28 protein-coding genes, 1 tRNA gene, 1 other RNA gene and 1 pseudogene are annotated in these 23,059 nt (G+C 67.3%); 19 read left to right on the top strand and 12 right to left on the bottom strand.

What is annotated here, in order from left to right; genetic code table 11:
• Positions 1 to 36: 36 nt before the first annotated feature.
• The 3 genes from IWX77_RS08905 (at position 37) to IWX77_RS08895 (ending at position 3,548) form a co-directional block, all read left to right on the top strand.
• Positions 37 to 1,314 (top strand): multidrug effflux MFS transporter, encoded by a 1,278-nt coding sequence (locus tag IWX77_RS08905; protein WP_297414533.1) that lies wholly within the window; start codon positions 37 to 39, stop codon positions 1,312 to 1,314.
• Between the two features lie 135 nt (positions 1,315 to 1,449).
• Positions 1,450 to 2,154: a phosphatase PAP2 family protein gene (locus IWX77_RS08900; protein WP_297414536.1), complete on the top strand. Its 705-nt coding sequence runs from the start codon at positions 1,450 to 1,452 to the stop codon at positions 2,152 to 2,154.
• A complete protein-coding gene (locus IWX77_RS08895; protein ID WP_196844158.1) occupies positions 2,151 to 3,548 on the top strand; it encodes an NAD(P)/FAD-dependent oxidoreductase in 1,398 nt (465 codons plus the stop codon). The genes IWX77_RS08900 and IWX77_RS08895 overlap by 4 nt, the downstream gene beginning before the upstream one ends.
• A 14-nt stretch (positions 3,549 to 3,562) precedes the next feature.
• Here the strand turns inward: IWX77_RS08895 and IWX77_RS08890 are convergent, their stop codons facing one another.
• Positions 3,563 to 4,102 (bottom strand): hypothetical protein, encoded by a 540-nt coding sequence (locus tag IWX77_RS08890; RefSeq protein WP_334353657.1) that lies wholly within the window; start codon positions 4,100 to 4,102, stop codon positions 3,563 to 3,565.
• A 152-nt stretch (positions 4,103 to 4,254) separates the two neighbouring features.
• On the opposite strand from IWX77_RS08890, the gene IWX77_RS08885 reads away from it, so the two are divergent.
• The 8 genes and pseudogenes from IWX77_RS08885 to IWX77_RS08855 all read left to right on the top strand — a co-directional run bounded on the left by IWX77_RS08885 (position 4,255) and on the right by IWX77_RS08855 (position 9,815).
• Positions 4,255 to 5,649: a TrkH family potassium uptake protein gene (locus IWX77_RS08885; protein ID WP_327012152.1), complete on the top strand. Its 1,395-nt coding sequence runs from the start codon at positions 4,255 to 4,257 to the stop codon at positions 5,647 to 5,649.
• On the top strand, positions 5,642 to 6,340 hold the full coding sequence (locus tag IWX77_RS08880; RefSeq protein WP_196844156.1) for a potassium channel family protein: 699 nt from the start codon (positions 5,642 to 5,644) through the stop codon (positions 6,338 to 6,340). The genes IWX77_RS08885 and IWX77_RS08880 overlap by 8 nt, the downstream gene beginning before the upstream one ends.
• Complete coding sequence (locus tag IWX77_RS08875) at positions 6,337 to 6,570, top strand: putative acetyltransferase (protein ID WP_196844155.1); 234 nt, start codon at positions 6,337 to 6,339, stop codon at positions 6,568 to 6,570. The genes IWX77_RS08880 and IWX77_RS08875 overlap by 4 nt, the downstream gene beginning before the upstream one ends.
• Positions 6,571 to 6,881: 311 nt before the next feature.
• Entirely contained in the window at positions 6,882 to 7,550 is a 669-nt protein-coding gene (locus IWX77_RS08870) for a hypothetical protein (RefSeq protein WP_196844154.1), read from the top strand.
• Positions 7,551 to 7,577: 27 nt separating this feature from the next.
• Complete coding sequence (locus tag IWX77_RS08865; RefSeq protein WP_196844153.1) at positions 7,578 to 7,763, top strand: hypothetical protein; 186 nt, start codon at positions 7,578 to 7,580, stop codon at positions 7,761 to 7,763.
• Positions 7,745 to 8,002 (top strand): annotated as a pseudogene (locus IWX77_RS17455) (respiratory nitrate reductase subunit gamma); the annotation flags it as partial. The gene IWX77_RS08865 and the pseudogene IWX77_RS17455, both read left to right, overlap by 19 nt.
• Positions 8,003 to 8,069: 67 nt before the next feature.
• The gene (locus IWX77_RS17450; RefSeq protein ID WP_442784456.1) at positions 8,070 to 8,261 is read left to right on the top strand and encodes a hypothetical protein; all 192 of its coding nucleotides are present in this window, start codon (positions 8,070 to 8,072) and stop codon (positions 8,259 to 8,261) included.
• Between the two features lie 132 nt (positions 8,262 to 8,393).
• Positions 8,394 to 9,815, top strand: coding sequence for a dicarboxylate/amino acid:cation symporter (locus IWX77_RS08855; protein ID WP_196844152.1), 1,422 nt, complete (start codon positions 8,394 to 8,396; stop codon positions 9,813 to 9,815).
• On the opposite strand, the gene IWX77_RS08850 is transcribed toward IWX77_RS08855, so the two are convergent.
• From IWX77_RS08850 to IWX77_RS17125, 4 genes are all read right to left on the bottom strand, one after another.
• Positions 9,816 to 11,045 (bottom strand): NAD(P)/FAD-dependent oxidoreductase, encoded by a 1,230-nt coding sequence (locus IWX77_RS08850; RefSeq protein ID WP_196844151.1) that lies wholly within the window; start codon positions 11,043 to 11,045, stop codon positions 9,816 to 9,818.
• A gap of 231 nt (positions 11,046 to 11,276) precedes the next feature.
• Complete coding sequence (locus tag IWX77_RS08845; protein WP_196844150.1) at positions 11,277 to 11,894, bottom strand: uracil-DNA glycosylase family protein; 618 nt, start codon at positions 11,892 to 11,894, stop codon at positions 11,277 to 11,279.
• Positions 11,894 to 12,157, bottom strand: coding sequence for a hypothetical protein (locus IWX77_RS08840; protein WP_196844149.1), 264 nt, complete (start codon positions 12,155 to 12,157; stop codon positions 11,894 to 11,896). Before IWX77_RS08840 ends, IWX77_RS08845 begins: the two co-directional genes overlap by 1 nt.
• Positions 12,158 to 12,348: 191 nt before the next feature.
• Complete coding sequence (locus tag IWX77_RS17125; protein WP_334353656.1) at positions 12,349 to 12,474, bottom strand: hypothetical protein; 126 nt, start codon at positions 12,472 to 12,474, stop codon at positions 12,349 to 12,351.
• 232 nt (positions 12,475 to 12,706) lie between these two features.
• Between IWX77_RS17125 and IWX77_RS08835 the strand changes: the two genes are divergently transcribed.
• Both IWX77_RS08835 and IWX77_RS08830 read left to right on the top strand, forming a co-directional pair.
• A complete protein-coding gene (locus IWX77_RS08835; RefSeq protein WP_297414548.1) occupies positions 12,707 to 13,222 on the top strand; it encodes a MogA/MoaB family molybdenum cofactor biosynthesis protein in 516 nt (171 codons plus the stop codon).
• Positions 13,222 to 13,659 (top strand): molybdenum cofactor biosynthesis protein MoaE, encoded by a 438-nt coding sequence (locus IWX77_RS08830; RefSeq protein ID WP_196844148.1) that lies wholly within the window; start codon positions 13,222 to 13,224, stop codon positions 13,657 to 13,659. Before IWX77_RS08835 ends, IWX77_RS08830 begins: the two co-directional genes overlap by 1 nt.
• Positions 13,660 to 13,674: 15 nt before the next feature.
• On the opposite strand, the gene IWX77_RS08825 is transcribed toward IWX77_RS08830, so the two are convergent.
• From IWX77_RS08825 to IWX77_RS08800, 6 genes are read right to left on the bottom strand one after another with little or no spacing between them, the layout of a single operon-like run.
• Positions 13,675 to 13,914 carry a MoaD/ThiS family protein gene (locus IWX77_RS08825; protein WP_196844147.1) on the bottom strand — a complete coding sequence of 80 codons (240 nt, stop codon included), beginning with the start codon at positions 13,912 to 13,914 and terminating at the stop codon, positions 13,675 to 13,677.
• Complete coding sequence (locus IWX77_RS08820; protein WP_196844146.1) at positions 13,914 to 14,186, bottom strand: DUF6457 domain-containing protein; 273 nt, start codon at positions 14,184 to 14,186, stop codon at positions 13,914 to 13,916. The genes IWX77_RS08825 and IWX77_RS08820 overlap by 1 nt, the downstream gene beginning before the upstream one ends.
• Before the next feature lie 6 nt (positions 14,187 to 14,192).
• Positions 14,193 to 14,876 (bottom strand): molybdenum cofactor guanylyltransferase, encoded by a 684-nt coding sequence (gene mobA, locus IWX77_RS08815; protein WP_196844145.1) that lies wholly within the window; start codon positions 14,874 to 14,876, stop codon positions 14,193 to 14,195.
• A 4-nt stretch (positions 14,877 to 14,880) separates the two neighbouring features.
• The gene (moaC, locus tag IWX77_RS08810; RefSeq protein WP_196844144.1) at positions 14,881 to 15,396 is read right to left on the bottom strand and encodes a cyclic pyranopterin monophosphate synthase MoaC; all 516 of its coding nucleotides are present in this window, start codon (positions 15,394 to 15,396) and stop codon (positions 14,881 to 14,883) included.
• Positions 15,393 to 16,976 carry a molybdopterin molybdotransferase MoeA gene (locus tag IWX77_RS08805; protein ID WP_327012149.1) on the bottom strand — a complete coding sequence of 528 codons (1,584 nt, stop codon included), beginning with the start codon at positions 16,974 to 16,976 and terminating at the stop codon, positions 15,393 to 15,395. The genes moaC and IWX77_RS08805 overlap by 4 nt, the downstream gene beginning before the upstream one ends.
• A gap of 3 nt (positions 16,977 to 16,979) precedes the next feature.
• Entirely contained in the window at positions 16,980 to 18,269 is a 1,290-nt protein-coding gene (locus IWX77_RS08800; RefSeq protein ID WP_196844143.1) for a ThiF family adenylyltransferase, read from the bottom strand.
• A 108-nt stretch (positions 18,270 to 18,377) separates the two neighbouring features.
• Between IWX77_RS08800 and IWX77_RS08795 the strand changes: the two genes are divergently transcribed.
• From IWX77_RS08795 to IWX77_RS08775, 5 genes are all read left to right on the top strand, one after another.
• Positions 18,378 to 18,998, top strand: coding sequence for a TOBE domain-containing protein (locus IWX77_RS08795; RefSeq protein WP_327012148.1), 621 nt, complete (start codon positions 18,378 to 18,380; stop codon positions 18,996 to 18,998).
• Positions 18,995 to 19,819 carry a molybdate ABC transporter substrate-binding protein gene (modA, locus tag IWX77_RS08790; protein ID WP_196844141.1) on the top strand — a complete coding sequence of 275 codons (825 nt, stop codon included), beginning with the start codon at positions 18,995 to 18,997 and terminating at the stop codon, positions 19,817 to 19,819. The genes IWX77_RS08795 and modA overlap by 4 nt, the downstream gene beginning before the upstream one ends.
• A 97-nt stretch (positions 19,820 to 19,916) precedes the next feature.
• Positions 19,917 to 20,699 (top strand): ABC transporter permease, encoded by a 783-nt coding sequence (locus IWX77_RS08785; protein WP_196844140.1) that lies wholly within the window; start codon positions 19,917 to 19,919, stop codon positions 20,697 to 20,699.
• A 58-nt stretch (positions 20,700 to 20,757) separates the two neighbouring features.
• Positions 20,758 to 21,927: an ABC transporter ATP-binding protein gene (locus tag IWX77_RS08780; protein WP_196844139.1), complete on the top strand. Its 1,170-nt coding sequence runs from the start codon at positions 20,758 to 20,760 to the stop codon at positions 21,925 to 21,927.
• A gap of 45 nt (positions 21,928 to 21,972) precedes the next feature.
• Positions 21,973 to 22,485, top strand: coding sequence for a mycothiol transferase (locus IWX77_RS08775; RefSeq protein ID WP_196844138.1), 513 nt, complete (start codon positions 21,973 to 21,975; stop codon positions 22,483 to 22,485).
• A gap of 197 nt (positions 22,486 to 22,682) precedes the next feature.
• On the opposite strand, the gene IWX77_RS08770 is transcribed toward IWX77_RS08775, so the two are convergent.
• Positions 22,683 to 22,770, bottom strand: a tRNA-Ser gene (locus IWX77_RS08770).
• 119 nt (positions 22,771 to 22,889) lie between these two features.
• On the opposite strand from IWX77_RS08770, the gene ffs reads away from it, so the two are divergent.
• Positions 22,890 to 22,986: signal recognition particle sRNA small type (gene ffs, locus IWX77_RS08765), an RNA gene on the top strand.
• Positions 22,987 to 23,059: the final 73 nt, after the last annotated feature.

Below are 23,059 nucleotides of genomic sequence, written 5' to 3'. Positions count from 1 at the left end.
CACCCACACCGTTACCAGCTGGAGGATCTTTTACACGTGACTACTGCCGCCATCCCCGTCGTGAGCAGGGCCCAGCTCGCCTCGACCGCCGCGCACCCCGGGGACAGACTGACTCGCCGCCAGCGCGTCGTCTACATTCTCATTCTCGGCGCGCTGACTGCTCTCGGCCCGTTCACCATTGACCTGTATCTGCCGGCGTTCCCGACGCTGGAGAGCGAGTTCAACGTGATGCCCTCGGTCATTCAGCTCACCCTGACCGGAACGATGATCGGGTTTGGATTCGGGCAGCTGGTCGTGGGCCCGTGGAGTGACAAGGTTGGTCGCCGACTGCCGTTGATGCTCGCCACCGGGGTGCACATTCTCGCCTGTGTCGGCGCCGCCATCTCGAACGACATCGTGATGCTCGCGGGGTTCCGCGTGCTGCAGGGCTTTGGCGCTGCGGCCGGCGCGGTCGTCGCGATGGCCATGGTACGCGACCTGTTCGGCGGTAAGCCGCTCGTGCGTATGCTCTCCCGTCTCGCCTTGGTCAGTGGCCTTGCGCCGGTCCTGGCGCCGGTGATTGGCTCACAGCTGTTGCTCGTCATGAACTGGCGCGGCATCTTCTGGGTGCTCGCCGCCTATGGTGTCATCGTGATTCTGGCCGTCGCCTTCTGGATCGTCGAGACCCTGCCCGAAAGTGAACGCCACGCGAAGGGTCACAACACCCTGGCTCAGCGCTACAAGGCGGTGCTGAGCGACCGCACCTTCGTGGGCGTCGCGATCATCGGGGCGATGACCTTCACCGGGTTGTTCTCGTATCTGTCGGCCTCGCCGTTTCTGTTTCAGGACGTGTACCAGTTCAGTCCGCAGGAGTACGGCCTGCTGTTCGCCGTTAATTCCCTCGGCGTCGTCACCGGGGTGCAGCTCAGCTCGCGCCTGATGCACCGATTCAGTATTGGTCCGCAGTGGATCCTCTCCGTCTCCACGGTCGTGCTGCTGCTCACCGCCGGTGCGATCGTGCTGCTCGACCTGGCCGGCGTGGGGCTGTGGGGCACCCTGGTGCCACTCTGGTTCTTCATCGCGGCCTGCGGTTTCACCCTGCCGAGCGTGCAGGTCATCGCCCTCAACGCCCACGGACACGAGGCCGGAACGGCGGCGTCGTTGCTCGGCGCGGCCAACTTCGGTGTGGCCGGTTTGATCTCGCCGATCGTGGGAGTGCTCGGAGTGGGAACGGCGATACCGATGGCATCCGTCATGGGCGTCACCGCTGTGCTCTCGATTCTCTCGCTCTGGCTCATCGTGCGCCCGCGCAGCGTGCCGGCACTCGACCGCTAGCGCGACCTCACGCGCCCGCCGACCGGGCCCACCTTGTGATAATGGGCCCACGATAGAACGTGGTGCGGGAACGCGATGGCGGCAATCTCGGCACGCCGATAACCCAATTGCAGCGGGCTCACCTACGATGGCGGGATGACTAACCCGGAACGCGCCGCAGACCCTGCCGCTCGCCGCGTGTCGCGCCGCTGGCCCGTCATCAGCGGGCTCTCCGCCGTGGCGCTCACCGCTCTGCTCGGCCTCGTCGTGGTCGTGCGGGGCAACGGCCTCGCCCTCGAGGTCGACACCGAGTGGATGGGCGAGATCATCGAGCACCGCTCGCCGATCTGGGAGATTCCGTCGCTGTTCATGAACGCCCTCGGCGGCGGCCTGTTCGGCGTGCTCGTCATTCCGCTGGTCATCACCCTGGCCATCCTGCTGATCAAACGGCCGTGGGCCGCCGGGTACTACCTCGTGGCGACCGTGCTGAGCGCCGGCGGTGTGCAACTCTTGAAACAGCTCTTTGGCCGCGCGCGACCCGAAGACATGCTGGTCGCCTCTGATTTTGGTTCGTTCCCCTCCGGCCACGTCGCCAACGCGGCGACCATGGCGGTCTGCCTCGCCATTATCTTTCCTCGGCTGTGGGTGGCTATCGCCGGCACCGCGTACACGATCGTGATGCTGCTCAGCCGCACCTACCTGGGAGCGCACTGGCTCACCGACACCATCGGCGGGTTGCTCCTTGGCGCCGGGGTTGCCGTCGTACTCTGGGCTCCGGTGGCCGCCAAACTCGACGGCGAACGTGAACTCGCCGCCCGTCGGCGACTCGAACGACAGCGACAGAAAGCGCTCAAATCATGACGAACGCGCTTTACGCACCCCGGCGCAACGGGGATGTCTCGTTCTGGTGGACCCAGCTCGGCCAGCCTGCGCCGCGCGCCGCCCTGCCCGGGTCGACCCGCGCCGATGTCGTCATCGTCGGTGCCGGTTACACCGGGCTGTGGACGGCGTACTACCTCAAGAAGGCGGCGCCGCAATTGCGCATCGTCGTGCTCGAGGCCCGATTCGCCGGATTCGGCGCGTCCGGCCGGAACGGCGGCTGGCTGACCAACTCGGTCACCGGTGGGCGCGAGCAGTATGTGAAAAGCCACGGTCGCCCCGCCGCAGAACAGTTTCAGGCCGCCATGAACGACACGGTCGATGAGGTCATTCGGGTCGCCGCCCAGGAGGGAATCGACGCCGGGATCATCAAGGGCGGCGAGTTCACGGTCGCCTACGACCCCGCGCAACAGCACCGCCTGGAGCGGGCCGCCCGTGCCGAGCAGTCTTGGGCGCACACCGACGTCGAGTTGCTCTCCAAAACTGCGGCGCAGAACCGTATCAACGTGGCGGGCACCACTGGGGGCATGTGGCACCCGCACTGTGCCCGCATCAACCCGGCCGCGCTCGTGGCCGGACTTGCCCGCACGGCCGAGTCGCTCGGGGTAGAGATTTACGAGGACACCCCGGTGAGCGAGATCGCACCACACCGGGCGGTGACCCAGTACGGAACCGTCGACGCCTCGTTCGTGGTGCGCGCGACCGAGGGGTTCACGGCCGGTCTCAAGGGGCTGCACCGAACCTGGCTGCCCATGAATTCGTCGCTCATCGCGACCGAGCCGCTCGCGGCATCCGTCTGGGAGAGCATCGGCTGGTCGGGCCGGGAAACCCTGGGCGATATGGCGCACGCCTACATGTACGCGCAGCGCACGAGCGACGACCGCATCGCGATCGGCGGGCGCGGTGTGCCCTACCGATTCGGTTCCAAAACGGATGCCGACGGCCAGACCCCGCAGGCCACCGTCGACGCCCTACGCGACATTCTGGTGCGCTTCTTTCCGGCGACGGCGGGTGCTCGCATCGACCATGCCTGGTCGGGCGTGCTCGGCGTGCCTCGAGACTGGGCTGCAACGGTGGGTCTCGACCCGCAGACCGGACTGGCCTGGGGCGGCGGGTACGTGGGTACCGGTGTTGCGACCACGAACCTGGCCGGGCGCACCCTGACGGACCTGATTCTCGGCCGGGACAGCGGCCTGGTGGAGCTACCCTGGGTGAACCACCGGGCGCGCTCGTGGGAGCCCGAACCATTGCGGTGGCTCGCTGTCACCGCGCTGTATCGGGCCTATTCCCTGGCTGATCGGGCCGAGCTGACCGGCCGTCGCACGACGTCGCCACTCGCGCGCGTCGCCGACGTGGTGTCGGGCCGGGGGCGCTAAGGGCCCAGACCGGTTCAGTGTCGCGTACACCGGTGCACCAGCTGCGGCCGGAGTCGTCCGAGTTCGGCCAGGGTGAGTGGGTCGGGCGGGCGCACGACAGCGACCCCGAGCGTGTCGATCATGTTTTCCATGCCCGATCGAGGCCAGATCTGGCCGCGCAGGCGCAGCAGCACATCGCCGGCGGAGTCGAGCAGGTACAGGTGGGTGAGAGTGTCGACGGTTCCGCTCTGGTAGAGGTCGACAAGCACGACACTGGCGATATCGGCCGTGTCCCAGGTGGTTACGGTTCCCAGCAGGCTGCGGCTCTGGAGGCTGTCAGCGGTGATGGTCACCCACATTTTGCGTGCTCTGTACACTCCTACGACGCCGAGAATGGTCAACCCGAGTTGAATGGCGGCGACAAACATCCAGGTGCCCTGCGGAATGGTGAGCCAGTACAGCACGATCAGCAGGGGCACCAGCAAGGACAGTGCTGCAATGATCGCCCGGGCGACCAGCTGTCGCCGGGGTCGCACAACCTGCGTCCCTCGTGGCTCGAACCCGTCGCTGACCATGTATTCCACCCCTTAGAGCGAGTATTGCGCATATCAGATGGTTAATCTGTCCTGCCTGTTGGGGGTAGACGAACCTGTCTGAAACGACTGCACCGGTGGGCCGGTGAGTCCCGAGGGGGAGTCGTGCGGTATGCCCGGCGTAGAATTGGTCCGTGCACTCACGGGCCGTTCGCGAACGCGACAACACAGCGAAGCGGCACCGACTACATCCGGCGCAGGTGGTCGTTTCTGGTTTTGCCCTGACCATTTTCGTCGGTACGGCGCTGCTGATGCTGCCCAACGCCCGGGTCGGGCTCGGCGGGGCATCGTTTCTCGAGGCGCTGTTCACCGCGACGAGCGCCGTGTGCGTCACCGGTCTGACCGTCGTCGACACCGCGGTGTACTGGACGCCGTTCGGCCAGATCGTCATTCTGCTGCTCATTCAGATCGGCGGGTTCGGGATCATGTCATTCGCCTCGGTTGTGGGGCTTGCGATCGCCCGCAAGCTCTCGCTGCGCTCGCGCATCACGGCGGCCGCAGAGACCAAGAGCGTCGGCCTCGAAGACGTGAAGGGGCTCGTGTTCGGCGTCGTGCGCATCTCCCTCGCCATTGAGGTCACCGCGGCGGTTCTGCTCGCACTGCGCTTCATGATCGGCTACGACGAGCCCGCGGGCCGGGCGATCTGGCTCGGAGTGTTCCATTCGGTGTCGAGCTTCAACAACGCCGGCTTCGCCCTGTTCAGCGACAACCTCATGGGTTATGCAACGGATGCCTGGATCTGCCTGCCGATCTCCGCCGCCGTCATTCTGGGTGGGCTCGGCTTTCCCGTGATCGTGCAACTGCGGCGGCAGCTGCGGACGCAGGTGCGGCATCCGTTTCGCTGGTCGATTCGTACCTGGACCATGAACACCCGCATCGTGGTCGCCGGCACAATCGTGCTACTTATTCTCGGAACGGCATATATCATGGCCGTTGAATGGTCGAATCCGAATACGCTCGGCCAGCTGGATTGGCCGGGCAAGCTGCTCGCCGGTTTCTTTCAGGCGGTGCAGACTCGCACCGCCGGTTTCAACAGCGTCGACATTGCCCAGCTCGACTCCGCGACCCTGCTCGGCATGGACATTCTGATGCTGATCGGCGGCGGCCCGGCCGGAACCGCCGGAGGCATCAAGATCACGACTTTCGCCGTCTTGTTTTTCATTATCTGGACCGAGGTGCGCGGCCAGGTGGCCGTCAACGTCTTCGGCAAGCGGCTCTCCCGGGCGGTGCACCGCGAGGCCATCACCATTGCCCTGCTCGCCGTCGGTGTCATTACCGCCGCGACCACGGCCCTCATGCTCATGACCGACATCTCGCTCGACGCGCTCCTGTTTGAGACGATCAGCGCCTTCGCGACCGTGGGACTGTCGACCGGTATCACCGCGGGGCTGCCCTGGGAGGGGCAGGTCATTTTGATTCTGCTCATGTTCATTGGCCGTCTCGGCCCCATCACCTTTGCGTCGGCCATCGCCCTGCGAGAGCGTAACACCACCTACGAGTATCCTAAAGAAAGGCCGATCATTGGCTAAATATTCGCTGTTCGGGCATCGCGACCCCGCCCGCCTCGCCGAAGCCGAATCGGTCGTCGTCATCGGTCTCGGCCGGTTCGGTAGCGCCCTCGCCCTCGAGCTCATGAAAAGCGGCACCGAGGTGCTCGGCATCGACGGTGACGAAGAGGTCGTGCAACTGCACAACCGCCTGCTCACCCACGTGGTGCGCGCCGACTCCACCAAGGAGGCGACCTTGCGGGAACTCTCGGTACCCGACTTCTCGAGGGCGGTCGTGGCGATCGGCGGCGACGTTGAGGCGAACATTCTCACCGCATCTCTGCTGCTCAAGCTCGGCATCCCCAATATCTGGGCCAAAGCGGTCAGCGACCCACACGGCGAGATTCTCACCCAGCTCGGCGTCAACCACGTCATCTACCCGGAGAAGGATATGGGGCAGCGGGTCGCCCACCTGGTGCGCGGCGCCATGCAGGACTACATCGAGATCGGCGAGAACTTTGCGCTCGTCAAGACGGCCCCGCCGCGCTCGCTCATCGGCGTGCCGCTCGGCCAGGCCAAGGTGCGCGCCCGCTACGGCATCACCGTGACGGCGTTTCACCGCCCCGGCGTCGGCTGGAGTTACACCTCGCTTGACACCGTGATTGAAGAGGGCGACATCATTCTCATCGCCGGAGAATCGGCGCGGGTCGAAGAGTACAGCCTGATTCGATGAGCGGTCCCCTCGCTTTTCTCGTGGATGCCCCGCTCGGAACCCGCGTCGTCGTGCGCACGCGCAGTGCGGTTGGTTACACCGACGCGCTCGGGTTTCTGCGTGACCGCAGCGCGGCATCCGTTTCGGTGGAGACCAAGCGGGGACTGGTCACGCTCGCGCTGGCAGACGTGGTCGCGGCGAAAGAAGTGCCACCCGCGCCCCGGCCGCGACCGCGACCGCGGCACAGCTAGCTGTTGCTCTTCCAGTCCGTGACGAGGTGGACGAGGTTGAGAACGTTGACGACGCACAGGTGCGGGCCGACGAAGGGGCGCGGCTCGACCGCGCTGTCGTCGTGGCCGAGCATGCGGGCCACCCGTTGAATGAGCCGAGGTGCACCACGCGGCGTGCCGGGCGGGACTGCGTTCTTCGGATTCCACGTTTGTATGAGTAGTCCGGCTGTGTGGGTACCGGTGTGCTTTTAATCCGGTTGGCGGGGCTGCGGAACGACCCGAAGCGGCTCCCCAAGCAGGGTCGTGAGGTCGCGTAGGAACGTGGAGACCCCGTGCGAGCTCGACGAGCTCGGCTGCTCACTCGACACCGACGGCGGCCCGGCATGGGCGGGCCGGGCTCGGCCGGGCCCGGTGCTGGTGGGCACAACGGCCCCTGCGGCAATACCGTCGGCATGCCGCTCGGCGCCACGGTCGACAATTACAACGAGATGACCGGGCGCCACAGCGCGACCGTGCCGACCACCGCGGTTCGGGTCAACCTGCTCAACTGGAACGGCGGCGGGGTGCCCACGGGTATGTTCCCGCCGGTAGCTCCTGCCGGGAGCCCCCTACCTGTCAGGCTCGGCATGAGCACCGGCACACGCCTGCCCGGTGCACTCGGCGCACGGATGAACTGTGGCTTTCGGGCGCCCAAGACGGCTTCGCGCGCAATCACGGCCGTTCCGCTGACGCCCGAGCAGTGTGTGATCGCGCACATGGCGGCGTCGATTCTGCTCGACTATCCGACACCGAAGCGGCGGGCGCAGTTTTCGCTCGTGGAGGCATCCGTTTGGATCTGCCCGGCAGCTGCGCCGCAGATCGAGGCGCACTTCACGGCGACCTCCGATCTGAAACGCAAGTGCTGCCCGTACCTCCCTACTCTGCGGCTGGCGATACCCGCCGCCGCGGCATGGCGCTCGTGCGATTCGTCGAGGCCAACGGGCGGCCGGCTGGCAGGTTGACGCCGACGAACTACCGACCACCTGCCGATGGTGCTGCAATTCTCGGCCCTTTCGAATTCGCCGATCGCGCAGGAACTGCTCGCCGCGCACCGCGACTGCATCGCGGTGCTGCGTTCGGCGCTCGAGACGGTCGGCATGACCTACCTCGGCAGTCTGAAACCGTTTTCCGTGCACGCGACTGGGGCCAGAGAGAAATGGATACGTCGAGTGTGACCGCCGGGGATGACCTGCTCTGGGTCGTTTTTCCCTATGCCGCATCGGGCGTGTTCGTGGTCGGCCACCTGCTGCGCCAGCGCTGCGACCAGTTCGGCGGGCATGTCGTTGGCCTGGTCAATCCCAAGCCGTGGCTCGAATTCTTCGGCGTGACCGAGCACGTGCACCATCTCGGCGCGACCGGGCTCGACAGTTTCACGGCCGCATCGACCGTCGCCGGGCTCGCCGTTTTGATCTATCGTCGCAGCCTGACCAAGCGGGTACCGCTCGTCACGATGGTGATGGACAAGGTCGTTCACCCGTTCGGTGCACGTGTTCTCTGCCCCGCTTGGCTACCTCAGGCGCCCCGACCTGGTCTACCGTTCGCGGGATGTCCCCCGCGGTGCCGGGTCGCGGGCGCCCCGCCGCGGCTGGGAGAAGAGCGAGCGCCCGCTCGAGCGCTCGCGGAGGGAGGACACTGGGAGCATGTCGGTACGGAGTACCCGCAGGAGTAGTTGACACACAGAGTCACAATCTGCCCGGAGGAATACTGTGCCTGCTTCTGGCCTTGGGTATAGAGCCGCCCGCACGCGGAGGGGAATCCCAGGGGAATCCACTGCGCGGGTCAGGGGGCGTCAGCGTGTTTCACGAATGACAACAGAAAGTGTCGAATCAGTGACTTCAGTAATTCCCGTCAGCACCAGAGGAAGCCGGCTGCCCAAATGGGCAGGTTCCTTCGGCGTTCAGATCATCGCCGCGCTCATCATTGGTCTCGGGCTCGGGCTGCTGGCCAAATACACCGGTAGTACCGAGGCGAACCCCAATGGTCTCGGTGCCACACTGAAAATTATCGGGTCGAGCTACGTCTCGCTGCTTCAGGCCGCTGTTGTGCCGCTCATCTTCACGGCCGTGGTCAGCTCCATCGCCAACCTGCGCGCGGTGTCCAACGCGGCGAAGCTGGCCTGGAACACACTGCTCTGGTTCGCCATCACCGCGTTGATCGCCGTCGTGATCGGCATCGGTCTGGGTGTGCTGGTGCGCCCGGGAGCAGGAACCGGCATCAGCGAGAATACCGAATACACTGGCAAGACCGGCGACTGGTGGGCCTTCTTGACCGGGCTCTTCCCGAAGAACTTCCTCGGCCTCGGAGCCGACACCGCCGTCGTCGACGGTGTCACGAGCACGAGCGTCAGCTTCAACGTGTTGCAGATTCTGGTCATCGCCATCGTCGTGGGCATTGCTGCCTTGAAGGTGGGCAAGGCGGCCGAACCTTTCCTCAACCTGAATGCCTCGGCCCTTGCGGTCATTCAAAAGGTGCTGTGGTGGATTATTCGCATCGCACCGCTGGGCACGATCGGCCTGATCGGTAACGCGGTCGCGGTCTACGGCTGGGACACCATGGGGTCGTTGGGCAAGTTCGCCCTGACCATCTACATTGGCCTGGTCCTGGTGCTGTTCGTGGTCTACCCGGTGCTGATCAAGTCTCACGGACTCTCCGTCAAGCAGTATTACTCCGGTGTCTGGCCAGCCGTTCAACTGGGTTTCGTGTCGCGCTCATCCATCGGTACCCTTCCACTGACGCAGCGCGTCACCGAGCGCAGCTTGGGTGTACCGCGCGGGTATGCATCCTTCGCCGTTCCCCTCGGCGCGACGACCAAGATGGATGGCTGCGCGGCCATCTATCCGGCCGTCGCCGCCATATTCGTGGCACAGTTCTTCGGCATTCAGCTTGATGTCACCCAGTACCTGCTGATCGTCCTGGTGTCCGTGCTGGGTTCCGCAGCCACTGCCGGTACCACGGGTGCCGTAGTAATGCTGACGCTGACCCTGTCCACGCTGGGACTGCCGCTGGCGGGGGTCGGCCTGCTGCTGGCCATCGACCCGCTCATCGACATGGGCCGCACCGCCGTGAACGTGGCGGGCCAGGCCCTCGTGCCGACGATCGTGGCCAAGCGACAGGGCATCCTCGACGAGACGCTGTACAACGCTCCGCGGACCGCGCAGCCGTTTGCGGACGATTCCAACGATTCCAACGAAGCGACGCCGAGCGAGCTGGCCGATACTCGGGCCTAGCTAGACGTTGTCGAGGGCGATCGTCAGATCGGCGAGCCGCGCCGGATCGACCGGTTCGCCGCGGCGAATCAGATTCTGCACGGCGTCGTTGACGTTCCAGACGTTCACGTTCATGCCCGCGACGACCCGGCCGGCATTCAGCCAGAACACGACGAATTCCCGGCTGGCCGGGTTGCCGCGGTAGACCAGATCGGCGCCGCGGGTGAGCGAGCCGAAGCCGGAATACTCCATACCGAGGTCGAACTGGTCGGTGTAGAAGTACGGGACGGCGTCGAAGGACACGTTCTGGCCGAGCATCGACCGTGCCGCCACCGGGCCGCTGTTCAGGGCGTTCGCCCAGTGCTCGTTGCGCAGGCGCTGCTTGATCAGCGGATGCTCGGCGTTGGCCACATCGCCGGCCGCAAAGACATGCGGGTCGCTCGTTTGCAGGCTCGCATCGACGAGGATTCCATTGTCGACCGCGAGCCCGGCCGCGTGGGCGAGTTCCACGTTCGGAACCGCGCCGACCCCCACCACGACGAGGTCGGCGGGCACGATGTCACCGCCGGCCAGCAGCACCCCGGTCACCTGGCCGTCGGTTTCGACGAAGCCCTCCACCACCACGGAGCGGCGCACGACCACCCCGTGCTCCTCGTGCAGGGTCGCGAACAGGCCCCCGAGTTCCTCACCGAGCGCCGCCGCGAGCGGCACCTCGCCGCGCTCAAGGATGGTCACCTCGTTGCCGAGGGTTCGTGCCGTCGCGGCCACTTCCATGCCGATCCACCCGGACCCAACGACCACGAGCCGTTTGCCGCCATCGGCCAGCAGGGTATGCAGCACCTCGGAATGGTCGAGGGTGCGCAGGTAGTGCACCCCGCCGAGGTCCCCGCCCGGCACGGTCAGGCGGCGAGGTCGTGAGCCGGTCGTCAGCAGCAGCCGGTCGTAGCGGCGCGACTGGCCATCGTCGGTGCTGATTCGGTGCGCCTTGAGGTCGAGGCCGACCGCGCGGGTGCCGGGGTGAAACTGCACGTCGCGGTCGGTGTACCAGCTCTTGTTTTCAACGAAGACGGAGGCCCGGTCGGCGGTGCCCGCGAGATAATCCTTGGACAGCGGCGGGCGAATGTAGGGAAGGTGTTCTTCGGCGCCGACCAGGTGAATATCCCCGTCGAAGCCGTCATCGCGCAGGGTGCGCGCAGCACTCGCGCCGGCGAGGGACGCCCCCACGATCACGAAAGTCTGTTGGTCTGCCATCTGTGCTCCTCCCTCGAAAGCGTGCTCTGACTGTACGAGGGTTTGCCCGATTGGGCGAGGGGCGCAGGTCGATTGAGGCGGCGGCGAGCGTGTCGACGAGTGTGCCGTCCACGAGGTGAACAATATTGAACGTCACCTCGCACTCCGCCGCAGCACGACAACGTGGGACTCTGCGTTCGCCCATCGTCTCCGCTGTCTGACGACGACCGAGTGTGACGCTGCACACGACACCTACCCCGCACCGGGCACGGGCCGATCTGCAGTGCCACCGTCGAGAGCGGCGTGAACGTGCGTGCGCAGTTCTGGAAGCACGTCGGCGATGAACCACGGATTCTGAGCATGCCATCGGAAGTTCAGCGGTGACGGGTGCACAAGCGGAAACTGCTCCGGGACGAAACGACGATGGTTTCGTACCGTGGCTGTCAGCGTGTCGTGCCGCGCTGACGGCAGGTAGTGAATCTGCGCGTACCGACCGATCAACAGGGTTAGCCGAATATCGGGCATCAGCGCCAGCAGCCGCGGATGCCATCGATCAGCGAACCCTTTCCGAGGTGGTAGGTCGCCGCTGGTGCCCGTCCCGGGGTAGTAGAAATCCATGGGGAGTACGGCGAACAGATCCGGATTTCGGAACTGCTCTTCAGTGACACCCAGCCAGTCGATCAGATTCTTCCCGCTGGCGTCGTCCCACGGCACACCGCTCGTCTGCGCCTTGCGCCCGGGCGCCTGCCCAATCACCGCGATCCGGGCGCGTGCAGACGCAACGTAAACCGGCTGCCACCCGCGCTGTCGCATACGGGCACTGTTCTCGTCGTTGATAACGGACTGTCTTATTGTGTCGAACGCATCCATTAGGGCTCGTTCATGCCGGTGGTCTGGATCGTGGCCAGGTCGACGCTGCGGTTGCGGAACATTCCGCTATGACCTCCATCGCTATTCTCCACTCTTTCGTCGGGATAGGTGATCCTGCCGTCGTGAACCCGCGCGAACGCGTTCATTTCGGCGCGCCGGGTCGACGAGGCCGACATGATGTCGAGTACCTCCACCCGCGCAATGATCAGCGCATCCGTAATCAGCCGGCGATGGCACCGCCACGGCACGGCCTCGCTGCCCATGATCGCCGGAGACGTACGCGCCGCATTCGGGGCAGACCCCTTCGAGCCACCAGGCGGGGTCACCGGCGATCGGTTCGATTGTGTCGTGTGCTCTGATCGATGACCTCCTTCTTGCAGTATGGCCCCGCGAGCAGGAAAAGACCCGAGGCACCCCGCTGAGCAGAGGGGGCCTCGGGTGGGAGCAGGGAGCGTCAGCTCGGGTTGGCTGCGCCGGGACGCGCGCAGTGAAACCAGGCGAGGCCGGTGCAGAGCACGCGGAACACCGAGCAGCCGATGAAGAAGGCGGTCGGGCTCATGGCGATGAGGGCCATACCCACGATGAACGTTCCAAAGGCGGCGATCGCGGCGGTCCAGCCGATCGCGGCGGTCCAGCCGATCGCGCCGCCGATGAACGTGAAGATGGCGCCGCCGAACCGGTCGCAGAGCGGCCCGGTTCGTGACCAGCCTGTTCGCTTGCCGTTCGGGGTGAAGTTCGCAAACGCCGTGACAAATGATTCCGGCCAAAGCGGAGATCGGGCTGCTCGGTGCGGGTCGCGGTACTGTGGAACAGTGAAAACTCAGCTCAAGCTTGGGGCCGAACTCGGGGCCGTCGTGATCACCGTGTCTGATCGCTGTTCGCGCGGCGAACGCGAGGACCGGTCGGGCCCGGCCACCGTCGATGCGCTGGAAGAGGTCGGCATTCCGTGCGGGCCGCCGCGGGTGGTGCCTGACGGCATCGAGAGTGTGGCCGGGGCGATTTCGGCCGCGCTCGGCGACGGCGCCCGCCTCGTCGTGACGACCGGCGGCACCGGAGTGTCGGCGCGCGACCTCACGCCCGAAGGCACGGCCACCCTGCTGCACACGATTCTGCCGGGCATTTCCGAGCGGATGCGCGCGGTCAGCGTCGCGACGATCCCCACCGCGGTGCTGTCCCGCGGCATTGCCGGCATCGCCGATTCGGTCGGCAATAACGGTGCCCTGGTCGTGAATCTGCCCGGTTCGGCCGGCGCGGTGCGCGACGGTGTGGCCATTCTCGCGCCGCTCGTGCGGCATATCATCGACCAGCTCGACGGCGGCGACCACTGATGGGCACGGGTGCCGTTTCGCTCGGATTCGCCCGGGTGACCGAGTCGCTGCTCGATGTCGGCGAACACGTCAGCGCGGTGTCCGGCGCGACGCACGGCGCCGTCGTCACGTTCATCGGGCAGGTGCGCGACCACGATCCGGATGCTGCCGGCCGCGTCACCGGCCTCGACTACAGTGCACACCCCGACGCGGGGCGCATTGTAGGTGAGATCGCGGACCGGGTGCGGGCGGAGCATCCGCTTGTGGTCCTGGCGGTCAGCCATCGCATCGGACATCTCGAGGTCGGCGACCTCGCCCTCGTCGCGGTGGTCGCGAGCGCGCACCGAGGCGACGCTTTTGCGGCTTGCGAGGGTCTCGTCGAGGCGGTGAAGGCCGAGGTTCCGATCTGGAAGAAGCAATATGAGGTCGACGGAACGCATTCCTGGGTCGGTTTGTAGCGGCTACCCAGGTCCTCAGCCGCCGGCGAAGGGCGGGAGAACATCGACCGCGTCGGTGGGTGCGAGAGTGACCGAGTCATCCGTGGCGCGTGCGCCGTTCACGAGCAGGGAACACAGCCCGAGCACGCGCACGAATTCGCTCCCGTAGCGCTCGGCGAGCTGCGCGCGCAGCTCGCCGATCGTGCCCGCGTCGAGCGTGACCGTGTCGGCCTGGGCGGCTTCGGCGGCGCCGGCGAAGAATCGCAGGGTCGCCATCAGGGTGTCCCGGGCGCCCAGTCGCGGGCGAGTTCGCTCGCGGCGGCGCAGGCGGCTTCAATGTCGGCGCTGGTTCCGCCGTTCTTCGCGGCGGCAAGGCCGATCAGAAAGGTGCTGAGGGGTGCGGCCGGCCGTGCCACATTGTGCGCGACGTCGCGGGCCAGATCGAGCAGGTCCCCCACCGGCACCTCGGCCGGGTCGAGCTGGAGCAGGTCGGCGAGGGCGGTGAGCCAGTCGTCGAGCGCTTCGGGAGGTAGTGGTGCAGAGCTCATTCGGGGTCACTCCTCGGGTCGGGCTGGATGGTTGGGCGCACCGGTCAGACGAGCGGTACTGCTCTCAACATCCTGCCACGTGTCCACGTCGATACCGGCGCCACCCTCGTCCAGCACCCCCACAAGGTTGAGTCCCTCCAGCAGCTCGCGCATGCTGGCCCCGTTGACGCGATCGCCGAGCCGGTCCACCGCTGCGCGCAGGGCGGCGGCGCGGTAGATGCCGGCAAGCCACTGGGCGTGCCCGGTGTAGTCATTGAGGTGCACGCCATCATTCGGCTGACCAATTTTCTCCAGAGCGGATGCTGAAGTGACCAGCAAGCGCGCAGCATCCGCTCCCCAGGGCAGATCGCAGGCGAGAACGATCAGCCAGCCGGCGGGTTGTTCCGCGCAGTGGGCCGCGAGGTGTGAATCGAGCGCGGCCAGACCGGCCGCGATGCCCGCCACCGGGCCGCCGAACGGGGGGTCCTCGAGCGCCCAGATCAGCGCATCGCTCGGTCGGTCGCTCGGTCGGTCACCGGCGGCGGGCCGCGCGGCGGGCGGGCCGACGACGACGGCGTGCCGGGCGACGGGGCGGGCGTCGAGCACCCGGGAGAGCAGGGTACGCCCGGCCACCTCGACCGCGGGCTTGAGCGCGCCGCCGAGGCGGCTGCCGCGTCCGCCGGCGAGCACGATGAGGTCAACGGTAAGCATCCGCTCAACTTTCGGCGCGCAGCCAGTCGCCACTCTTGCCGCCGCTCTTGGCGAGCAGGCGTACGTTCTCGATCGTGACGGATTTATCGAGGCCCTTCACCATGTCAACGACGGCGAGGGCGGCTACCGAGACGGCGGTGAACGCCTCCATTTCGACGCCGGTGCGGTCGGCGGTGCGGACGGTCGCGGTGATGCTGACGCCGTCATCCTCGACGACCAGGTCGACGACCGCGCCGTGTACGCCGATCACGTGGGCGAGCGGGAGCAGGTCGGCGGTCTTCTTGGCGCCCTGGATTCCAGCGATGCGCGCCACCGCGAGCACGTCGCCCTTGGGTGCAGTGCCGTCGCGGAGAGCCGCGATGACCGGGGTGTCGCAGCGCACGAAGCCGGCGGCGGTGGCGCTGCGCACGGTCGGAACCTTGTTGGTCACGTCAACCATGCGGGCCTGTCCGGCCGAGTCGAGGTGGGTGAACAACTGGGCGGGCACGGCCGCGCCGGTCGTGTCGGTGCTGTGCGTCATGATGTCAGCATGACAGTAATGGGGTCGCCGCCGCGAATGTGAGTCGTGTCTTCGGGCACGATGGCGAGCCCGTTCGCCTGCGCCAAGCCGGCAACGAGGTGCGAACCCGACCCGCCGCGGGAGGCCGGGCGCACCTCGGTGTGGGTGCCGGCACCGTCGGTGCGGTGCGTGACGATGACGGGCATGTACTGGGCGCGGCCGGGCGGGGAATTCCATTCGTCGACGACGGTTGCCGTGACGGTGCGGCGGTGCAGGGCCGGGTGGTCGAGGCCCGGGTGGTCCGTGGTGAGTGCGGGCTCGTTGTGCGCCTCGTTCGACGGGTCGACCCGTTCAGCCATGCCGTGACCGAGCAGACGCCGCAGGGCCGGACGCACGAACACCTCGAACGACACGTAGGCGCTGACCGGGTTGCCGGGTAGGGCGAAGATGAGCGGTCCGGGCGCTTTTGCGGTGGCGGGCCAGCGTCCGAAACCCTGCGGCTTGCCGGGCTGCATCTTGACCGGTCCAAAGTTCACGGTTCCGAGTGGTTTCAGTACGGCCTTGACCACGTCGTAGGCTCCTACGCTGACGCCGCCGGAGAGCACGATCACGTCGATCGTGCCGGCCAACTCGGCCAACAGGGCGCGCAGCACGTCTTCGTCGTCGGGCACGGCACCGATCCGTACGGGTATGCCGCCGGCCTCGGCGACGGCCGCCGAGAGCAGAAAGGAGTTGGAGTCGGGAATCTGACCGCGGCGGGTCGGGCTGCCCGGGGTGACGAGTTCGCTTCCGGTCGAGATGACGGCCACGCGCGGAGCGGGGTGCACGAGCACCGAGCTGGTTCCGGCGCTCGCCGCTGCGGCGACCCGGGTGGGCCAGAGTACGCTGCCCGCTCGCAGCACCCGGTCGCCGGCGTGGGCATCTTCGCCGGCCCGGCGCACGTGTGCCGCGGCGTTGGGGGCCCGAACGATGGTGACCAGTTCGGTGCCCTGGTCGGTGTCCTCAATCGGCACTACGGCATCCGCTCCGTCGGGAATCGGCGCGCCCGTCATGATGCGCGCGACGTGCCCGGGCGACAGGTGTGGGTTCTCCGCGGTGCCGGCGGCGAGGTCGGCGACGACGGGCAGGGTGATCGGATTCTGAGCGGATGCGCCGAGCAGATCGGAGCGGATAACGGCGTAGCCGTCCATCGCGGAGTTGTCGAAGGGAGGCGTGTCGGTCACGGTGAATACATCCTCGGCCAGCACCAGCCCGCGGGCCGCGTCAAGCTCGACGCGCACGGGCGGCAGGGGAGCGACACTGCCGAGTACGACCGCGAGTTGCTCGGCAACGGTACGAGCGGATGCGGCGGGTGCGCAGGCATCCGCCCGATCGGTATGCGATTGACCGTGACGGTGGTCGTGCGCATGATCGTGCGCATCGTGTGTGTGGTTCGCGTGATCGCCTGGCGCAGCGTCGCGCACATCGACATTGGGTCGCGCCGTCGACGCAGCCGCAGCCGCAGCCGCAGCCGCAGCCGCAGCCGCAGCCGCAGCCGCAGCCGCAGCCGCAGCCGCAGCGTGCGCGGGGACTCCGGCGCCCGGTCGTTCGGTGTCGGTCACCGCCTAGACCAGGCTGTCGGAGTGGCCGGTGCTGCCGGCATCATCGCGCGCCGACGCGTCCCGCCCAGCCGGGGCGGGCTCGAGCGTGGCCCAGCGGCTGCCGAATCCGGGAGCACGCCCGGCTGTGACGAGGTCATCCCACGCGACGATTCCGCCGGTGAGCACCGAGACATCGGTGAATCCGGCCTCGCGCAGGGCGTTCGCGGCCCGGGCGGCGCGGCCGCCGGCGTGGCAGTGCACGATCAGTGGGGTGTCCTGGGGCAGCGCGGCGCGGCCACTGTCCGAGAGCACGCCATCGGTCACGAGCTCGCCGAGGGGCAGCAGCCGGGCCGTCGGAATCGAACTTTCGGCATATTCGCTCGGCTCGCGCACGTCCACGACGAGAAAACTGTCGGTGCCCGTGCTCAGAGCGGCGAGGCGGTCGACGAGTTCTGCGCTCGAGACCTCGGCGGTGCTGGCGGCGGCGACTCGTGCGGCTTCGGCGGCCACTTCGGTGGTGGTCGGTGCGGCAGCAATGCCGGTTCCCAGCAAGGGAATCTCGCTGAACCGGCCCGACAGGGCGTCGATCACGAGCACACGACCGATTAGCGGTGAGCCGATTCCGGTGATGAGCTTGATGGTTTCGGTTGCCATGAGCGACCCGACCTGGCCGCACAGCGCGCCGAGCACACCGGCGTCGGCGCAGTTGGGCACTTCGCCCTCGGCCGGCGGCGTCGGAAACAGGTCACGTAGGTGCACGCCGGTGACGCCCGAGTCGACTGGCGGGGTGGCCCAAAACACCGAGAGCTGGGCGTCGAAGCGCAAAACGGAGGCCCACACCAGCGGCAGCCCGAGCCGCGCACAGGTGTCGTTGACGAGGAACCGGGTCGGAAAATTATCGGTGCCGTCGATGACCACGTCGTAGCCGCCGATGATCTCGGCGGCGTTGTTCGCGACGAGGCGTTCGGCGTGCCGTACGACGGTGGTTTCCGGGGCGATCTCGGCGATTCGCTCGGCGGCGCTGTCTACCTTGGGGCGGCCGACATCCGCTTGCCCGTGAGCGATCTGGCGCTGCAGGTTGCTCGGTTCCACGTCGTCACCGTCGACGATGCCGATGGTGCCGACGCCGGCCGCCGCGAGGTAGAGCAGGGCGGGGGAGCCAAGTCCGCCGGCGCCGAGCACGAGCACCCGGGCGTTGGCGAGGCGGCGCTGGCCGAGTTCATTGAGCTGGGGGAGACGACGTTGACGAGCGGTACGCACGGATTCGGACGCACTGAGCCGATCAACGGGCTCAACAAGGGGAGGAATAGCCATGACTCAACGCTAAGCGTTGCGCGGCCTCGTGGCCACCCGATCGGCGCCAATGAAACGGCCCGCTGCGGTCGGGCGAGGCGCATGACTCCTGCACTTTGAGGGGGCGCGGTGAAAGCGGCCCGTGATTACGCACTGCCGGCGTCGGACGGCATCACTGTGCAGAAGTTTTGCGCCGGGGTTGACCGGGAACGCACCGACCGTGTTCATTCGTGGCCCACCGGCTTCAGCCACGCCGCGGGCCGCGCCGGCCGGGCCGCGCCGCGGGCCGCGCGCACCGCAGAGCCGCAGGGCCAAGACCGCAGATGCGGTGCTATTCTCCTGATTATGACGCAATATCGTATTATTGAGGCGGCAGAGCTGCTCGGGGTCAGCGATGACACGGTGCGACGCTGGGTGGACGCGGGCCGCCTCGACGCCGTGGCCGACGCATCCGGTCGCCAGGTCATCGACGGAGCCGCGCTCGCCGCCTTCGCGGTGGAACAGGCGAGCGCTCCGGCCGACCCGTCGAGCGTGGGCCGCAGCGCCCGGAACCGCTTCGTCGGCCTCGTCACCGCCATCACCATGGACACCGTGATGGCGCAGGTTGAACTGCAGTGCGGCCCGCACCGGGTCGTCTCACTCATGTCGAGCGAGGCCGTGCGTGAACTCGGCCTCGAAATCGGCTCCCTCAGCGTCGCCGTCATCAAAGCCACCAATGTGATCGTCGAAACCCCCGGGCGGATGCCATGAATCGCTTCTCACAAGTCAGCCCACGAAGGCGGCACCACGGCGTCACAGCGCACCATCGGTTCGCGCCAACCGCGGTGGTGGCCGCGAGCCTCGCCCTGCTGGCCGGGTGCGCCGCCCCCACTCCGGCCAGCTCGCCGACCGCACAGGCTCCGCAAACCCTCACGATCTACGCCGCAGCGTCACTCTCCGGCGTCTTCGACACACTCGCCGCGCAGCTGACGACGGACAACCCGTCGATCACCGTCGAGACGAACTACGACGGTTCATCAACCCTGGTCACCCAGATCAGCGAGGGAGCCCCGGCCGACGTCTTCGCCAGCGCCGACACCAGGAACATGGACGCCCTCGCGGCCGACAACCTCGTCGGCCCGTCGATGCTGTTCGCCTCGAACACGCTGCGCATTGCGGTGGCGCCGGGCAACCCGCTCGGTATCAACACTCTCTCCGACCTCGCCCGGCCCAACGTGATCAGCGTGCTGTGCGCGCCGCAGGTACCGTGTGGGACGGCATCCGCTACCCTGCTCGGCAACGCCGGCGTCACCCTGTCACCGGCCAGCGAGGAACAGAGCGTCACAGCCGTCGTCACCAAGGTCGCCGAAGGCATAGCGGATGCCGGCCTCGTCTATGCGACGGACATCGCGGCGAACCCCGACCGCATCGAGGGCGTGACTCCCGCCGGGGCAGCGGATGTCGTCGCTCACTACCCGATCACGATCGTCAGCGACAGCGCGCATGCCGCCGCCGCCCAGGCTTTCATCGACCTCGTGCTCTCGCCCAAGGGGCAGTCCATTCTCGCCGCCGCCGGGTTTCTCGCCCCATGACTGTTTGGCGGGTATCGAACCGTGAGTTTGGGCCCGAAAAATGGCGTAAACCGGGCCGAAACTCACGGTTCGGTGGCAACGTGATCGCCGGGCACGCATGATCCCGCGGCTGCTGTACATTCCGGCGAGCATCGGACTGGCCCTGCTCATCGTGCCGCTCGCCGGCCTGCTGCTGCGCGTGGACTGGGCCGGCCTCCCCGCGCTCCTGCTCTCGAAGGAGGCGCTCGAGCCGCTCGGACTGTCGCTCGTCACCGCCTTCATCTCCACAATCCTCTGTCTGTTGCTCGGCGTTCCGCTCGCGGTCGTGATCGCCCGGTCGACTCCGCGCGTGGCCGGCCTGCTGCGCGCACTCGTGACGGTGCCGCTCGTGCTGCCGCCCCTCGTCGGCGGAATCGCCCTGCTCTCGTTGCTCGGCCGCACCGGCGTGCTCGGCGAATACCTCGAACTGGTCGGGCTGCGGGTGCCGTTCACGACGGCAGCGGTCGTCATCGCGCAAACCTTCGTGGCCATGCCGTTTCTCGTGATCGCGGTCGAGGGCGCACTACGCACCATGGGCACCCGCTATGAACGTGTCGCCGCAACGCTCGGCACGCACCGTTCAACGGTGTTCGCCCGCATCACCCTGCCGCTCGTGCTTCCCGGCCTCCTGGCCGGCACCGTGCTGAGTTTCGCCCGAGCGCTCGGCGAGTTCGGTGCAACCGCCCTGTTCGCCGGCAACCAGGCCGGCGTCACCCGTACCATGCCGCTCGCGATCTATACCGCATTCAACGGTTCGGGCGTCACCACCGACCAGGCTGTCGCACTCTCACTGCTGCTCATCGCGGTGGCCGTGATCATTCTCGTACTGATCGGCACCCGGCGTGCCGCGGTGCTGTCATGACAGCGGACCACGGCCGTCACGCTGTCGCCTCCTGGGCAATGCCCGACCGGAGACTGTCATGACCCCCGCCCCGCGGAAGACGGCCGCGAGCCCCCTGCTCGAAGCCAGGCTCGCCCTCACCCGCGGCGACTTTGAAATCGATCTTGGACTGACCCTTGCGGCCGGCGATGTGCTCGCCCTCCTCGGGCCGAACGGTTCGGGCAAGTCGACGGTGCTCGAGCTGCTCGCCGGGCTGCTCGCTCCGGACTCAGGAACCGTCACCCTCGATGGCGCCGGCCTGACCGGCCCGAAGCGGTTCATTCCGCCGGAGAAACGCGGCATCGGGTTGCTCGGCCAGGATCCCCTGCTGTTTCCCCACCTCAACGCCCGTGCGAACGTGATGTTCGCGCTGCAGGTGGGTGAATCATCCGCTCTCAACCGGGCACAGGCGCGACGCGTCGCCGATGACTGGCTCGACCGCGTCGGGCTGGGCGGGCGCGGCGACAGCAAACCGGGCGAGCTGTCGGGCGGCCAGAAGCAACGGGTGGCGCTGGCCCGGGCGCTCGCGGCCGGTCCGCGCGTGCTGCTGCTCGACGAGCCCCTGGCGGCCCTCGACGCCGAGACCGCCCCGCACATTCGCCAGCTCATTCGTGAGCAGCTCGCAGCCACCCAGACCAGCGCGATCGTCGTCACCCACGACGTCGTCGACGCGGTCGTGCTGGCCAACCGGGTAGCGGTGCTGCATCAGGGCCGCATTATCGACCAGGGAACGACGACTGCCGTGCTGCAGGCGCCGCGCAACCCATTCGTCGCGGCGCTCGCCGGGGTGAACCTCGTGGTCGGCACGGTTTGCGGCGACGCCGTCGAAGCCCCCGACGGTCGCATTTTTCGGGTTCGCCCAGCGGATGCCGCCGTACTCGCCGAGCACGCCGGCGCGCTCGCGCAGGCGCCCGCCGCGACAACACGGCAAGGAAGCGGCACGTTCACCGTCGCGGCCGCCGCCGTCTTTCGGCCGTCCGCGGTCGTGGTGCAGACCGAGCAGCCTCGGCACGCGAGCCCGCGCAACGTGTGGAGCGCCGAAGTGACCGCAATCGAACCGGGCAACGGCGGGGTGCGCGTTCGCACGAGCGGCTCGCCCGAGATCATTGCCGAGCTCACCCCGGCATCCGTCGCCGAACTCGGCCTGCAACTCGGCTCGACGGTCTGGCTCGCCGTCAAAGCCACCGAGGTGACCGCCCACCTGCGCTAGTGTCGGCGCAAGCCGGTACCATCGACTTGGAGACCAAGGAGATTCATGACCTCGATTGCCCTGCTCATCGAAGCCTTTGAGTGCATCGAGGGTGCCGTGCACGGGTTTTTGACCGGCACATCCGCTGACGCCCTCACTTTTCGAGCGGATGCCGACGCCAACACGATCGCCTGGCTCGTCTGGCACCTCACCCGCGTGCAAGATGACCACGTGGCCGAGCTCGCCGGCAACGAGCAGACCTGGACGCGGAATGGCTGGGAACAGCGGTTCGGCCTTCCGTTTGAGGCATCAGCCACCGGTTATGGGCAGTCAACCGCTGATATAGCGGCCGTGCGCGTGGACGCCGAGCAGCTCGGAGGGTACTACGACGACGTGCACGCCGACACGATCGCCTACCTCGAGACTCTGACCGACGGCGATCTCGACGAGGTCATCGACCGCCGGTGGACTTCGCCGGTCACGCGCGGCGTGCGGCTGGTCAGTGTTATCAGCGACGACCTCCAACACGCCGGCCAGGCCGCCTTCATCCGCGGAATCGCGGAGCGCGCCGGGTATTAGGGATTCGGATCCTGCCAATGATCGCGCGCGTCACCTGATCCGTTGCAGGAATTGTTCTGGCGGAGAATGGGGGGTCGGATCCTGCCCTTGAGTGCGCGCGTCACCTGATCCGCTGCACGAATTGTTCTGGCGGAGAATGGGGGGTCGGATCCTGCCCTTGAGTGCGCGCGTCACCTGATCCGCTGCACGAATTGTTCTGGCGGAGAATGGGGGATTCGAACCCCCGAGGGCTTTCACCCAACACGCTTTCCAAGCGTGCGCCATAGGCCACTAGGCGAATTCTCCTGGCCGCCGTTCGATAAAGCAACGGCACCAGTGAATCTTACCTGTTTCCAGCGGATGCGGCCGCCACCCGCTCAGACCGCCCCGGTTGGTGCAGCCCAGCGTCGTACCCTAAACTGGTCGTCGGCTCCTCGCGTGGCGCCACCTTGGCCAATTCCCCCAGGACGGAAACGTAGCAAGGGTAACCGGGCTCTGGCGGGTGCGCGAGGAGTCTTTTCTCTCCCCCACAGCACGGGTAACCGGGGCTGTGCCCCTGTACCGGGGTGCGCGAGGAGTCTTTTCTCTCCCCCAC

This window comes from Cryobacterium sp. CAN_C2 (assembly GCF_015751745.1).
In the GTDB taxonomy this organism is placed as follows: domain Bacteria; phylum Actinomycetota; class Actinomycetes; order Actinomycetales; family Microbacteriaceae; genus Cryobacterium.
Note: the sequence above shows the minus strand (reverse complement) of the source record. Positions and strands in the feature narration are given on the sequence as shown.

Excerpts from the sequence above, each read along its gene's own strand:
- IWX77_RS08830 (WP_196844148.1), top strand. The coding sequence starts at position 13,222 with ATGGGCACGGGTGCCGTTTCGCTCGGATTCGCCCGGGTGACCGAGTCG.
- moaC (WP_196844144.1), bottom strand. The coding sequence starts at position 15,396 with ATGACGCACAGCACCGACACGACCGGCGCGGCCGTGCCCGCCCAGTTG.
- IWX77_RS08900 (WP_297414536.1), top strand. The coding sequence starts at position 1,450 with ATGACTAACCCGGAACGCGCCGCAGACCCTGCCGCTCGCCGCGTGTCG.
- IWX77_RS08840 (WP_196844149.1), bottom strand. The coding sequence starts at position 12,157 with ATGGGCAGCGAGGCCGTGCCGTGGCGGTGCCATCGCCGGCTGATTACG.
- IWX77_RS08820 (WP_196844146.1), bottom strand. The coding sequence starts at position 14,186 with ATGAGCTCTGCACCACTACCTCCCGAAGCGCTCGACGACTGGCTCACC.
- IWX77_RS08875 (WP_196844155.1), top strand. The coding sequence starts at position 6,337 with ATGAGCGGTCCCCTCGCTTTTCTCGTGGATGCCCCGCTCGGAACCCGC.
- IWX77_RS08800 (WP_196844143.1), bottom strand. The coding sequence starts at position 18,269 with ATGGCTATTCCTCCCCTTGTTGAGCCCGTTGATCGGCTCAGTGCGTCC.
- IWX77_RS08895 (WP_196844158.1), top strand. The coding sequence starts at position 2,151 with ATGACGAACGCGCTTTACGCACCCCGGCGCAACGGGGATGTCTCGTTC.
- IWX77_RS08890 (WP_334353657.1), bottom strand. The coding sequence starts at position 4,102 with ATGGTCAGCGACGGGTTCGAGCCACGAGGGACGCAGGTTGTGCGACCC.
- IWX77_RS08850 (WP_196844151.1), bottom strand. The coding sequence starts at position 11,045 with ATGGCAGACCAACAGACTTTCGTGATCGTGGGGGCGTCCCTCGCCGGC.
- IWX77_RS08775 (WP_196844138.1), top strand. The coding sequence starts at position 21,973 with ATGACCTCGATTGCCCTGCTCATCGAAGCCTTTGAGTGCATCGAGGGT.
- IWX77_RS08785 (WP_196844140.1), top strand. The coding sequence starts at position 19,917 with ATGATCCCGCGGCTGCTGTACATTCCGGCGAGCATCGGACTGGCCCTG.
- IWX77_RS08780 (WP_196844139.1), top strand. The coding sequence starts at position 20,758 with ATGACCCCCGCCCCGCGGAAGACGGCCGCGAGCCCCCTGCTCGAAGCC.
- IWX77_RS08845 (WP_196844150.1), bottom strand. The coding sequence starts at position 11,894 with ATGGATGCGTTCGACACAATAAGACAGTCCGTTATCAACGACGAGAAC.
- IWX77_RS08855 (WP_196844152.1), top strand. The coding sequence starts at position 8,394 with ATGACAACAGAAAGTGTCGAATCAGTGACTTCAGTAATTCCCGTCAGC.
- IWX77_RS08865 (WP_196844153.1), top strand. The coding sequence starts at position 7,578 with ATGGTGCTGCAATTCTCGGCCCTTTCGAATTCGCCGATCGCGCAGGAA.
- mobA (WP_196844145.1), bottom strand. The coding sequence starts at position 14,876 with ATGCTTACCGTTGACCTCATCGTGCTCGCCGGCGGACGCGGCAGCCGC.
- IWX77_RS08825 (WP_196844147.1), bottom strand. The coding sequence starts at position 13,914 with ATGGCGACCCTGCGATTCTTCGCCGGCGCCGCCGAAGCCGCCCAGGCC.
- modA (WP_196844141.1), top strand. The coding sequence starts at position 18,995 with ATGAATCGCTTCTCACAAGTCAGCCCACGAAGGCGGCACCACGGCGTC.